This is a genomic window from Methylobacterium sp. NFXW15 (genome assembly GCF_049887755.1).
Lineage (GTDB): Bacteria > Pseudomonadota > Alphaproteobacteria > Rhizobiales > Beijerinckiaceae > Methylobacterium.
Window position 1 is genome coordinate 392,093 of the sequence record NZ_JAGEKG010000003.1, and the last position, 12,379, is coordinate 404,471.

13 protein-coding genes are annotated in these 12,379 nt (G+C 69.2%); 3 read left to right on the plus strand and 10 right to left on the minus strand.

Going from position 1 to position 12,379, the window contains the following annotated elements; genetic code table 11:
* Positions 1–82 precede the first annotated feature (82 nt).
* The gene (locus tag J4O73_RS09025) at positions 83–2,407 is read left to right on the plus strand and encodes a TonB-dependent receptor family protein (protein ID WP_426216878.1); all 2,325 of its coding nucleotides are present in this window, start codon (positions 83–85) and stop codon (positions 2,405–2,407) included.
* Positions 2,408–2,546: 139 nt separating this feature from the next.
* Here J4O73_RS09025 and J4O73_RS09030 read toward each other — a convergent pair whose 3' ends face one another.
* The 8 genes from J4O73_RS09030 to J4O73_RS09065 form a co-directional block, all read right to left on the minus strand.
* Positions 2,547–3,206: an SCO family protein gene (locus J4O73_RS09030; RefSeq protein WP_426216555.1), complete on the minus strand. Its 660-nt coding sequence runs from the start codon at positions 3,204–3,206 to the stop codon at positions 2,547–2,549.
* Positions 3,207–3,339: 133 nt separating this feature from the next.
* Positions 3,340–4,515: an FMNH2-dependent alkanesulfonate monooxygenase gene (ssuD, locus tag J4O73_RS09035; RefSeq protein WP_426216557.1), complete on the minus strand. Its 1,176-nt coding sequence runs from the start codon at positions 4,513–4,515 to the stop codon at positions 3,340–3,342.
* Between the two features lie 16 nt (positions 4,516–4,531).
* Complete coding sequence (locus tag J4O73_RS09040; RefSeq protein WP_426216559.1) at positions 4,532–5,386, minus strand: ATP-binding cassette domain-containing protein; 855 nt, start codon at positions 5,384–5,386, stop codon at positions 4,532–4,534.
* Positions 5,386–6,171 (minus strand): aliphatic sulfonate ABC transporter permease SsuC, encoded by a 786-nt coding sequence (gene ssuC / locus J4O73_RS09045; RefSeq protein WP_426216880.1) that lies wholly within the window; start codon positions 6,169–6,171, stop codon positions 5,386–5,388. The genes J4O73_RS09040 and ssuC overlap by 1 nt, the downstream gene beginning before the upstream one ends.
* The gene (locus tag J4O73_RS09050; RefSeq protein ID WP_426216561.1) at positions 6,168–7,166 is read right to left on the minus strand and encodes a sulfonate ABC transporter substrate-binding protein; all 999 of its coding nucleotides are present in this window, start codon (positions 7,164–7,166) and stop codon (positions 6,168–6,170) included. Before J4O73_RS09050 ends, ssuC begins: the two co-directional genes overlap by 4 nt.
* Before the next feature lie 5 nt (positions 7,167–7,171).
* Positions 7,172–8,128 (minus strand): aliphatic sulfonate ABC transporter substrate-binding protein, encoded by a 957-nt coding sequence (locus J4O73_RS09055; protein WP_426216563.1) that lies wholly within the window; start codon positions 8,126–8,128, stop codon positions 7,172–7,174.
* An 8-nt stretch (positions 8,129–8,136) separates the two neighbouring features.
* Positions 8,137–8,712 (minus strand): FMN reductase, encoded by a 576-nt coding sequence (msuE, locus tag J4O73_RS09060; RefSeq protein WP_426216565.1) that lies wholly within the window; start codon positions 8,710–8,712, stop codon positions 8,137–8,139.
* Positions 8,713–9,133: 421 nt separating this feature from the next.
* Complete coding sequence (locus J4O73_RS09065; RefSeq protein ID WP_426216567.1) at positions 9,134–10,153, minus strand: NADP-dependent oxidoreductase; 1,020 nt, start codon at positions 10,151–10,153, stop codon at positions 9,134–9,136.
* A 126-nt stretch (positions 10,154–10,279) separates the two neighbouring features.
* Between J4O73_RS09065 and J4O73_RS09070 the strand changes: the two genes are divergently transcribed.
* Positions 10,280–10,693 (plus strand): DUF4174 domain-containing protein, encoded by a 414-nt coding sequence (locus tag J4O73_RS09070; RefSeq protein ID WP_426216568.1) that lies wholly within the window; start codon positions 10,280–10,282, stop codon positions 10,691–10,693.
* Between the two features lie 117 nt (positions 10,694–10,810).
* Positions 10,811–10,987, plus strand: coding sequence for a hypothetical protein (locus J4O73_RS09075; protein ID WP_378967299.1), 177 nt, complete (start codon positions 10,811–10,813; stop codon positions 10,985–10,987).
* 6 nt (positions 10,988–10,993) lie between these two features.
* Here J4O73_RS09075 and J4O73_RS09080 read toward each other — a convergent pair whose 3' ends face one another.
* Both J4O73_RS09080 and J4O73_RS09085 read right to left on the minus strand, forming a co-directional pair.
* Positions 10,994–11,365 carry a hypothetical protein gene (locus J4O73_RS09080; RefSeq protein WP_426216882.1) on the minus strand — a complete coding sequence of 124 codons (372 nt, stop codon included), beginning with the start codon at positions 11,363–11,365 and terminating at the stop codon, positions 10,994–10,996.
* 57 nt (positions 11,366–11,422) lie between these two features.
* The gene (locus J4O73_RS09085; protein ID WP_426216571.1) at positions 11,423–12,337 is read right to left on the minus strand and encodes a sulfite oxidase heme-binding subunit YedZ; all 915 of its coding nucleotides are present in this window, start codon (positions 12,335–12,337) and stop codon (positions 11,423–11,425) included.
* Between the last annotated feature and the right edge of the window lie 42 nt (positions 12,338–12,379).

Sequence of the window (12,379 nt, forward strand, 5' to 3'; positions counted from 1 at the left end):
CCGACGCGTCGTGGCGGCGGTCACCGGGCTCGTCCTCGTCCTCGGCGTCCTGTTCCCCCTTACCGGGCTCGCGGTTCTGGCGATGCTCGGTCTCGATCTCATCCTGGGCGGCGCGCGGCGGCGCGCTTCGCTCGCCCTGTTCGGTCTCGTTCTCGTCGGTGCCTCGTCCGGTGGCGCGCGGGCGCAGGAGGCCGTCACGCTGGAGGAACTCTCCGTCACCGGCGAGGGCGGTGCTCCGGTGCCGGTTCCGGGCTTCGGCGTCTCGGGGCCGCCCAACGGTGCCTCGCTCGTCATCGACCGGCCGGTCGGTCAGGTGGTCTCGCAGATCGACCGGAAGAACGTCATCGCCAACCGGCCCGCGACGAGCATCGGTTCGGTGCTTGTCAACAGCCCCGGCGTGACGGTGCGCCAGGGCAACGGCGCGCGGGACGTGATCGTCTCGATCCGGGGCAACAATGCCCGCTCGACCGGCGTCATCAAGAACATGGTGGTGCTGGAGGACGGGTTCAGCTTGACCCAACCCGATGGCGCCTCGCGGTTCGATCTCACCGATCCGCGCGCCTACAGCCGGATCGACGTGTTCCGGGGGCCGCAATCGGCCCTGTTCGGTAATTACGCGACGGGCGGCGCCATCGCCTTCCGGACCCGCACCGGGCGGGAGATCGACGGCTACGAGTATGGCGTCGATGCGGGGTCGTTCGGCTACCTGTCGAACTATTTCACGGTCGGCGGGGTGAGCGGCCCGTTCGAGATCAGCCTGTTCGCCAGCGACGTGCGCGGCAACGGCTATCAGGACCATTCCTCCTACGACACGCAGACCATCAACCTGCTCGCGAGCTATACGCCCACGCCGGACAACCGCTTCACCCTCAAGGTCATCAACAACGACCTGCACGCCAATCTCGCGGCGCGCTCCTCGCTCGCGCAGTACCGGATCAATCCGTACCAGCTCGGCTGCGCGGCGGCGGCCACGGCGGCGCCGGGCTGCACGACCTACAATTACTTCGTGAACGGTGCCTTCGGGCGCACCGTGCCGGTGACGGCGACCGAGGCCTCGCTCCAGCGCAACGACCGCCGCACCGTGGTGGCTCTGCGCTACGAGCACGATATCGACGCCGACACCACGTGGCGGACCCAACTCGTCTTCGACGAGCGCAACTTCAACCAGCCTTTCTACACCACCGCCTCGACGGGGTCTTACCCCTCGTGGAACTTCCTCACGGACCTGACCAAGCGCGGCGACCTGTTCGGTCTTCCGGCGGTGGGCTACGTGGCGCTGGCCTATAACCGCCTCGACCTCGGCATCGCCACCTACAACCGCGCGCCGTATAATGGCCCGAGTCTCGGGGGGCTGATCGGCGATCAGAATGCCGTTCAGGACAATCTCGGCGGGCGTGCCCGCGTCGAGGTGGCGCTCACCGACCGCGTGACGGCGGTCGCCGGGATCAGCGCGGAATCGACCCGCATCACCGGCCGCAACCTCGCCTACAGCTATGCGGCGAGCGGCATCACCCGGAGCGTCGCCGACACAGACCGCCGCTACCTCAACACCGCCCCCGAACTCGCCCTCGTCTATCGCCCGAGCGACGAGTGGCAGGTCCGCAGCCGGGTCGCGACGGGTTACACGACGCCCGCCGCCTCGAACCTGTTCATCACCCCGGCGGGCCTGCCCGGCAACAACACGCAGCTGAAGACGCAGGAGAATCTGGGTTTCGACCTCGGGGCCGACTGGACCCCGGCGCCGGGCGTGACCTTCAGCATCACCGGCTTCTACGAGTTCTTCCGCAACGAACTCGTCTCACAATCGCCGGGCGCGGGGCTTCAGGCCTACACGTTCAACGCACCGGCTTCGGAGCATCGCGGCATCGAGGTGGGAGCGGATTGGGAATTCGCCCCCGGTTGGCGGGCGACGGCGGCCTACGGCTTCAACGATCAATATTATACGAAGTACGTCGAGCAGATCAGCGGGGGCACTCTCACGCGGAGTTTCGACCGGGCAGGCAACCGCATCCCCGGCGTTCCCGCGAACCAGCTTCTCGCCCGGGTCGGCTACGATGTTCCCACTGGCCCGCTGGCGGGGCTCGGCGCTTTCGTCGAGACCGTCTTCCAGGACGACTTCGTCATCGACAATGCAAACTTGCTCAAGGCGCCGGGCTACACGATCGTCAATGCCAACATTCATTACGAGACGGCGCTGAATGGCGGCTACGCGAAGCGGCTGAACCTGTATGTCGAGGTGCGGAACCTGTTCGACACGGTCTACATCGCCTCGGCGCAGAATTTGGCCAATTCCATCAGCGCGACCACGGGCTTCCAGAACGGCGCCGCCGCGCTGGCGACCACGACGGGCTCCATCTACGCGGGCGCGCCGCGCACCTTCACGGGTGGGATGAAGCTGTCGTTCTGACCTCGTCATTGGGGCGTCGGGGGTCGCGAAACCCCGCCCCCGTCATTGCGAGCGCAAGCGAAGCAATCCAGGGATCCGCTACATCCGCAGACGTCCCGCTACCCTGGATTGCTTCGCTCCGCTCGCAATGACGGCGGGATCACGAAGGGCGGCAGGTGCTGTCGGCCGCGCCGTCCCAGAGGCTGACGCCGCCGCTCGGGTGGCATTGGCCGGGGAAGGCGAGGGTGTAGAGCTTGGCGAGGGCGGATTTCTCGTCCTCGTTATAGCCGATCTCTCCGACGACCTTGCCGTTCCGGTCGAACAGCTCGACCGCCGCGCTGTGCTCCAGCGTGTAGTCCCCGTCCTTGCCGGGGATGCGCTTCACATGGATGTGGAACAGGTCGGCCATGCGCGCGATCTGCTCCGGGCTGCCAGTCAGGGCGCGGATGCGCGGATCGAACGAGGTCAGGTACTCGCGCACCACGTCCGGTGTGTCGCGGGTGGGGTCGAGGGTGACGAAGACCACGTTCAGCCGGTCGCCGTCCTTGCCCATCGTGCCGAGCACGCTCGACAGGGTCGAGAGGGTGGTGGGACAAACGTCCGGGCAGCGGGTGAAGCCGAAGAACAGCAGGGTCGGCTTGCCCTTCAGGTCCGCGTCGCTCACCGGCTTGCCGTCGAGGTCGGTGAGGGTGAAGGACCCGCCGACCCGGCGCGGATGGCTGAAGGACGAGCCCTGCTGCATCACGATCGCACCCGTGCCTGCCGCGACGAAGGCGAGCATCACACCGGAGGCGAGGAGGGCGAGCGGGGTTGGGATCACGGGCGGCATCCGAAGGCGGCACGGGAACCGCCTGCAGATATTGTCGATGCCACGCAAATGCCACCGCTCCTGCTGCAACCCATCCAACCACCTCAGGATGAGGCTGGTTGATGGACGATAGGAGGGACCCGCCTCAGCTTGCGGAGACTTGCCGCTGCGGCACGAGGTCGTTGGCGATGATCTCGCCGAAGGGACCGTTGTTGCGCGCGTTGCTCGCGGCGCGGCCGGTCGTTGCCCGGAGCGGCAGCTTCGGGAAGACCAGTTCCGCGAAGCGGTAGGCTTCCTCGAGATGCGGGTAGCCGGACAGGATGAACCGGTCGATGCCGATGTCGATGTATTCCTTCATCCGGTCCGCGACCTGATCGGCCGAGCCGACCAGAGCCGTGCCCGCGCCGCCGCGCACCAGCCCGACGCCCGCCCAGAGGTTCGGGGAGACGACGAGCTTGTCGCGGTTGCCCCCATGCAGGGCCATCATCCGGCTCTGCCCGACGGAGTCCTGGCGCTTCAGGGTCTCCTGCGCCTTGGCGATGGTGGCGTCGTCGAGGCGCGAGATCAGCCGTTCGGCGGCGTCCCAGGCCTCGGCCTCGGTCTCGCGGACGATGACGTGCAGGCGGATGCCGTAGGAGAAGGTCTTGCCCTTCGCGGCGGCGGCCTCGCGGGCGATGGCGATCTTCTCCGCCACCTGGGCCGGAGGTTCGCCCCAGGTGAGGTAGACCTCGCAATGCTCGGCGGCCACGGCGATGCCGGGGGCCGAGGAGCCGCCGAAATAGAGCGGCGGATAGGGCTTCTGGACCGGCGGGAAGATCAGCCGTCCGTTCTCGACACGCAGGTGCTTGCCCTCGAAATTGACGGTCTCGCCTGCCATCAGGCCGCGCCAGATGTGCAGGAACTCGTCGGTGACGGCGTAGCGCTCGTCATGGGACAGGAACACGCCGTCGCCCGCGAGCTCGACGGGATCGCCCCCGGTCACGACGTTGATCAGCAGGCGGCCGTTGGAGATCCGGTCGAGGGTCGAGGCCATGCGCGCGGCGGCGGAAGGCTCCTGAAGGCCCGGGCGCACGGCTACGAGGAAGCGCAGGTCCCGCGTCAGGGGGGCGAGCGCCGAGGCGATCACCCAGGAATCCTCGCAGGAGCGCCCGGTCGGCAGCAGCACGCCGAAATAGCCGAGCTCGTCGGCGGCCTGTGCGATCTGCCGGAGATAGGGCAACGAGACATCCCGCGCGCCTTCGGCTGCACCCAGATAGCGGCCGTCGCCATGGGTCGGCAGGAACCAGAGGACGTCGGCGCGCCCGTCGTGCGAATGGGACATGGTGTCGGGTCCTTGCTCAGGCGGCCTGTGTGGCGCCGAGGAGATGATCGAGGATGCGCCCTTCGAGGCGCGCGAGCTCCGGGTCGCCCCGGCGGCGAGGACGGGGCACGTCGACCCGCAGATCGAGGGCGACGCCGCCATCCTCCATGACGAGAATGCGGTCGGCGAGCGCCACCGCCTCGCTGACATCGTGGGTAACGAGGAGCGCGGTGAAGCCCTGTATGCGCCAGATCCGCTCGATCAGATCCTGCATCCCGATCCGGGTGAGGGCGTCGAGGGCGCCCAGAGGCTCGTCCAGGGCGAGCAGGCCCGGTCCGCTCACCAAGGCGCGGGCCAGGGCGACGCGCTGGCGCTGACCACCGGAGAGGTTGGCGGGCCATTGCCCCGCCTTGTCCGCGAGTCCGACCTCGGCCAGGGCCGCTCGCGCGCGATCCCGCCGCTCGGCGCCGGTGCCGAGCCCGGTCAGGCCCACGGCGACGTTGTCGAGCACGCTCGCCCACGGCAGCAGGCGCGGCTCCTGGAACATGATGCGCCGGGGCGGTACGGCGCGTGGCGAGGCGGCAGAGGGCGCCTCCACCACCACCCGACCGGCGCTCGGCTGCTCCAGCCCGAGGACGGTCCGCAGCAGGGTGCTCTTGCCGCAGCCGGAGCGGCCGACGATGGCCGTGAAGCTGCCCGCCGGGATGTAGAGGTCCAGACCGGCGATGACGGTGTTGCCGTCGAAGCTCTTATGCAGCCCGTTCACGGTAACGGAGAGGCCCCGCCCGGCTGCGGGGCGGGCCGGTGATCCGGCGCGGGGCGCGGCCTCGCGGGTGTCGGGGACGGCGGGGGAGGCCGGGAGCGCGTCCCGGCGCAGGACGTCGAGCAACATCAGGCGCTCCTGTAGGCGGGGTTCCAGGACAGGCAGTGGCGTTCCAGTGCCCGGGTGAGGGTGTCGGCGAGCTTACCGAGGCTTGCGTAGATCAGGATCGCCAGCACCACGACGTCCACGAGCATGAACTCGCGGGCCTGCATCGCCATGTAGCCGAGGCCGGAGGAGGCCGAGATCGTCTCGGCGACGATCAGCGTCAGCCACATGATGCCGAGCGCATAGCGCAGCCCCACGAAGATCGAGGGCAGGGCGCCCGGCAGCACCACCCGCCGGAACAGTTCCGCGCGGGACATGCCGTAGACCCGGCCCATCTCCACCAGGGCGGGATCGACCGAGCGGATGCCGTGCAGGGTGTTGGCGTAGATCGGGAAAAACACGCCGAGCGCCACGAGGAACAGCTTCGCTTCCTCGCCGATGCCGAACCACAGGATCACCAGTGGGATCAGCGACAGGTGGGGCACGTTGCGCACCATCTGCACGGAGGTATCCGTGAGGGTCTCGGACACACGGGACAGGCCGTTGGCGAGGCCGAGCGCGAAGCCGATGCTGCCGCCGATGGCGAAGCCCGCCAGTGCCCGCAGGGTGCTGACGCCAAGATTGGTCCAGAGTTCGCCCGTCCGCGCGGCGTCCCAGCCCGCCCTCACCACGTCGAGGGGGGCGGGCATGAAGCGGTTCGAGACGAGGCCGGTGGAGACGGCGGCCTGCCAGCCCAACAGGATCGTCGCCGGCAGAAGCCAGGGCGTCGCGGCTCGGTTCAGGCGGGAGAGGGTCGAGGCGCGGCTCATCGGCTGGCAGCCTTCTTCGGCGCGGTCCACACCGCGTCCGCGACGCGGAGGGGCTTCGGCAGGAGGCCGAGGGTGTGGAACGTGTCCGCGATCCGTTGCTGGTCGGCGACGGCCGCCTCGTCGAGGGGCGCGACGCCATAGGAGAGGCGCCCGAGCGCTACGGCGAGCACCGGCGCCGGGATGCCGACCGAGGGGGCGAGTTCCGCCGCCACCGTGTCGGCATGGCCTGCGGCCCAGGCATCGATCTCGCCGATCGCCTTCAGCACCTCGTCCACGATCTCCGGACTGGTATCCGTGAAGCCGCGCCGGGAGAGATAGAATTGCCGGTTCGGGGCCAGCCCCTGCGCGTCGGTGAGCACCCGCGCGCCCGTCGCGCGCTCGGCGGCGGCGAAATACGGATCCCAGATCGCCCAAGCATCGACCGAACCCCGCACGAAGGCGGCGTTGGCGTCGGCCGGACCGAGATAGGCGAGCTTCACCGCATCGTAGGGGATGCCCGCCTTCTCGAGGGCCCGTACCAGCAGGTAGTGGACGTTCGAGCCCTTGTTGAAGGCGATGGTCTTGCCATGCAGGTCCGCCAGACTCTGGATCGGGCTGCCCTTGGGCACGAGGATCGCCTCGCCCTTCGGCGCGGGCGGCTCAGCGGCGACGTAGCGCAGTTCCGTGCTCGCGGCCTGGGCGAAGATCGGCGGCGCTTCGCCCGCCGAGCCGAAATCGATGGCCCCGGCGTTCAGCGCCTCCATGAGGGGCGGGCCGGAGGGAAATTCCGCCCACTCCACCGCAACGCCGAGGGGCTTCAGGGCCCGCTCCAGCGAACCGCGCCCCTTCAGGAGCACGAGCGAGCCGTATTTCTGGTAGCCGATCCGCACGGTCGTGGCAGCGGCGCGGGCCGGGCGCAGGGCGCAGGCGGCGGCGAGGCCGAGGCCGGCGGAGAGGAGGAGGCGGCGGCTCGGGCCGTGCTCGGCGGTCTGGGTCAGGGTTCGGGCGTGGGTCATCGGTCTCAGCCGTTACGGGCAGGCGCGGTCCACACCGCGTCGGCGACGCGGATGGGGCGGGGGATGAGCTTGAGGGCGTGGAAGCGGTCCGCGATGGCCTGCTGCGCGGCGGCGACCCGCGGGGTCATCGGGCCGATCACGTAATCGGTCCGGTCGACCGCTCTCCGGGTGGCGGCCAGCGGCACGCCGGTCCCTTGAGAGAGCAGGGCGGCGACTTCGCCCCGATTCTGGGTGCACCATGCCGCGACACGTTCGAGGGCACCGACCGCTGCCGAGAGCACGGCGGGCCGCTGTTCCGCGAGGCTGCGTCCCGCGAGGAAGAAGTTGTTCTGTGGGGCGATGTCCTGGGCGGTGGCGAGCACGCGGACCCCGTCGCCCGCCTCGGCGATGGCGTAGTAGGGGTCCCAGATCGTCCAGGCGTCGATGCTGCCGCGCGAGAAGGCCGCTGCCGCGTCGGCGGGGGCCAGCGTCACCGGCTCGATATCGGCGTAGGTCAGCCCGGCCTTTTCCAGCGCCGCGACGGTGAGGTTATGCGCGCTCGACGCCTTGGCGAAGGCGACCCGCTTTCCCTTCAAGTCCGCGAGGCTCTTGAGGGTCGAGCCCTTGGGCAACAGGATGCCCGAGCCGGACCCACCCGCCTCCTGCGCGGCGGCGTAGACGAGCGTCGACTTCGCCGCCTGGGCGAAGATCGGCGGCGCATCGCCGGTCTGGCCGAAATCGATCCCGTCGAGGGACAGCGCCTCGAGCAGCGGCGGGCCGAAGGAGAACTCGACCCAGGTCACCCGGTGGCCCAGCGGTTCCAGCGCGGCCTCGATCGCCCGCTGCTGCTTGGCGACGACGAGGATGCCGTTCTTCTGATAGCCGATCCGCAAGACGCCCGGCTCGGCCGCACGTGCGGCTTTGAGCGTCGGGAGTGTCGCGAGCCCGGCCAGTCCGGACAAGATATGGCGCCGGTGCAGCATGGCTGCGATCACCGGGCGGCCGCGAGGGAGACGGGGGCGGACGCCGCCGACCGATCCGCCAGCAGGTTGGCGATCTGCCGCCCGGCGAGACCCGCGCGCTCGCGCACGCCCTGATCGGTCAGGACACCATCAGCGAAATCCGCATCCGAGGCGTAGACGGTGACCGGCACCTGCAGCGCGCCGAAGAATCCGAAGAGCGGCCGAAAGGAATGCTCCACCACCAGGGCATGGCGAGCGCCGCCGCCGGTCGCGGCGATGGCGACGGGCTTGCCCGCCAGTGCGGTGGGGTCGATCAGGTCGAACAGGTGCTTGAACAGGCCGGTAAAGCTGCCTTTGTAGACCGGCGAGGCGACGACGAGCCCGTCCGCCTCCTCGATGGCCTCCACGATCCGGCGGGCGGGGAGGGAGAGCTGCTCCCGCGTCCACGCGGCGCCGAGGCCGGAGCCGGCATCCACGAAATCGAACACGCGGGCCTCCACCGGACCATGGGCGGCGGCCTCACGGACGATGGTATCGACCAGGGTGCGGGTCTTGGACGGACGCTGGACGTTCGCGCTCAGGCCGACGAGTCTCGGACGGGTCATCACGGGATCTTTCCGGTGGGTCAGGCGTGGCGAAGACATGCGCCTCGTCACGCCCTGTTGTCGCCGTAAAGGGTGGCGTCCGGTCACGATCCCGTCAATGAAACGGCCTTTTAAAGATCGCTGGCTTGCCAGAGGATATTTTCGGTTTTGCGCAAAGACGCAGAAAACAACACGTCACGTAAGGCGCGAAGCAGGCGAATTATTCGCGATGGGTCGGATTGAACAAAGAATATTTGGAAGAATGCTATCGCTGGGCGGGGCGCCGAGCGAAGAAAATCGCTTGGTCGGGCGGTTTCGGGGAGGAATGCCGCCTCATCCGCTGGGGGGACGCCGACCGTTCCTCCTCTGATCCCAAGGCGGGCCCCTTGGGATCAGGGAGCGGGAGGACGACAGCACTTCGTCTCTTCCTCCCGCAGAGCCTTCAACCCGCGACGCGCACCACCAGCTTGCCGAAGTTGCGCCCCTTAAGCAGGCCGATGAACGCCTCCGGCGCCTTCTCCAGCCCCTGGACCACGTCCTCACGGTAGCGCACGCGGCCCTCCTTCACCCAGGTCCCGACCTCGCGGCGGAACTCCTCGGCCTGGGATGCGAAGTCCCAGACGATGAAGCCCTGGATGCGGAGGCGCTTGGTCAGCACCATGCGCATCAGCGCGGGCTGGCGGTCGGGGCCGGGGGGCACCTCCGTGGCGTTGTAGGACGAGACGAGGCCGCAGACCGGCAGGCGCGCGAAGTCGTTCAGGAGCGGCAGCACCGCATCGAACACCGCGCCGCCGACATTCTCGAAATACACGTCGATGCCCTTGGGACAGGCGCGGGCCAGCGCGTCCGCGAAATCCGGCGCGCGGTGGTCGATGGCGGCGTCGAAGCCCAGTTCCTCGGTGAGATAGCGGCACTTGTCGGGCCCGCCCGCGATGCCGACCGCCCGCGCGCCCTTCAGCCGGGCGATCTGCCCGACCAGGGAGCCGACCGGCCCGGCGGCGGCGGCGACCACCACGGTCTCGCCCGCCTTGGGCTCCCCGATATTGAGGAGGCCGGTATAGGCGGTCATCCCCGGCATGCCGAGCACGCCCAAGGCCGTCGACGGCGGAGCGGCGTCGGGATCGACCCGGCGGGACCCTTTGCCGTCGGTGACGAAGTATTCCTGCCATCCGGCGAAGGCGGTCCACAACTCACCGACCTTGAAGGCCGGGTTGTTCGAAGCGACGACCTCGCCGACCGTCTCGGCGGTGATCGGCTGGCCGATCTCGACGGGGGCGGCGTAGGACTTCGCGGCGCTCATCCGCCCGCGCATGTAGGGGTCGAGGGACAACCACTGCGTGCGCAGCAGGACCTCTCCCGGTCCCGGCGTCGGCACGGGGGCCTCCTCCAGGCGAAAATCCTCCGGCTTCGGCTCGCCGTGTGGGCGTGAGGCGAGGACGATGCGGCGGTTCATGGCGGCCATGGGCAGCTCCTGTATTCGAGATCGGACGATGCTCCCGATCTGGGGCGGCTCGCCGCAACGGCAAACCGCAACGGGCGGCGGGTCAGCGCGTTAGCAGCCGTTCCGCACTCTCGGACAAGGTGGACAATGCGTGCGTTCGTGGCCGGTCTCTGCCTAGCGGCCATCGCCTTCGGCGCTTCGGCGGCGCGCGACCCGTTCGCGAGCCAGAAATGGCGCTCGCGCATCCTCGTCGTCTTCGCGCCGACCTTGAACGATGCCGGATTGAGGGCGCAGCGCGCGGCCCTCGGCCCGGTGCGCAACGGCCTCGCCGAGCGTGATCTCGTGGTTCTGGAGGCCGTCGGCAAAGGCCCGGAAGCGACCGCCCTGCGCAAGCGGCTGAAGCTGCCCGGCGATGCGTTCCGCGCAGTGCTGGTCGGCAAGGATGGCGATGCCAAGATGGTCTCCGCCGAGCCGATCCCCCCGCAAACCCTGTTCGAGACCATCGATGCCATGCCGATGCGCCAGGGCGAGATGCAGAAGGGCGGCCGTCGCGTCCCATGATCCTGTGACCGGCGCGCGCCGCGCGACACGAAGGGTTAAGCCTACCCGCCTATCACCGGATTGTGCCCGGCCGCTCCTCCGGCCATCCATCCGAAGGCTCTCGAAGACGCTCGATCCATGACCCGTGAACAAGTCGCCACGGCGCTCCGCCGCCTCGTCGCCTCGCAGGTCGAGGATATCGAGCGGGCGGTTCGTGATGGCCATAAGACCATCGCTCTCAATGAGTTGGCTGATCTCAACCGGCAGCTCAAGGCTTTCGCGACGGCCCTGAAGAAGGCGCCCGCGCGGATCTGAGCGCGACTATTTCTGCATCGTCTCGGCTTCGCACTGGGCGTAGGCCGAACTCGCCTTCACGTAGGCATTGAGCTTCTGGAGATAGGCCTCGGCCAGGGGCCGGAACGCCTGGGCCTGCAGGTTGTAGGCTTTCACCGCATCGTTGAAGCTGTAGGCCTCCCAGCCGGGGCAGCCTTCCTTGGCGTCGAGACAGGCGGGTTTCTGCGGCAGGGCGGGCTTGACCGGCCTCTCGCCGACCGGGGGCGGCACCGGCACGGTGCAGGACGCGGCAACCGGGGCGGGCGGGGCCGCTGGCGTCACGGGCTGCTTGGTCTGAGGCGCCGAGAGGGCCGGAGCGGCCGCCAGGGCGCCCGTAAGGAAGAACAGCAAGCCGCGCATCATCCCGACCCATCCGTGTCGGCCCGCCGGAGGGGCGAGCCGCTGGGTTCTGAGGCATCAGGCCCGCGGCGACAAGCGCGGGCTCGCACTCCCTGCGCGGGGCGTCGCACGGAAGGATTGCACCAGGGCGGTCACCGGCAGGGCCAGCCCCACTGCCAGCACCCACCAAGCCGGGCGGATCGGCCCGGAAAAGTCCAGGTTGGCCGAGAGGACGAGACCGGCCGGAACCCCACTCGCGAGCCCGTACCACGCCGCTTCCAACCCCGCCGTCAGGAGCGCGGCGGTGATCGCCAGCAGAAGCAACGCCCAGGGGCGCTCCGGCAGGCGGAACTTGCGCATGATCCGCCAGCCCATCAGCAGCAGGAACACGCCCGTCCAGAAGACCGGCGCGGACACGTCGATCTTGGCCTGCAGGAAGTAGTGGACGAGCCCCAGCACGGTGATCGTGTAGGCGAGCCGGTGCAGGCGGTGCCAGTTCGGACCCATGTTGCGGATCGCGGCATCCGTCGAGGTGGCGCCGAGCGCGATCAGACCCACGAGGCCGACGAAACCGATCGTCAGGTAGATCCGCAGGGCGATTTCCGAGACGACCTTGGTCAGATCGAAATTCTGATCGACGACGTAGAGGACGAGGTGGCCGATCGCATAGGCCATGGCGGTGACGCCGAGCATCCGCCGCACGAGGATCAGCTTCGGCCAGTCCGCGACCCGCCGCAGGGGCGTGATGGCGAGGCTCGCCAGCAGGAAGCGCATCGCCCATTCGCCGGTCCCGTGGATCAGCGCGGTGATGGGCTTCGCCCCGAGCGCACCGAGCCGGTAGGCCACGGCCAGTTCGCAGGCTGGAGCGAGGCAGGCCAGGAAGATGGCGAGTTTCAGCCAGGATAGGCGGCCCGCCCGGTCGAGCCAGGGCCAGAACCGGCTCGGAGGGCGGGAGGCGGCCTGCGAGGGAGCCGAGTATGCGGTGCGCGTCATCGGATCTGCGTGAGTGCGGGACGGGGGGGGAAACCGCGCGGG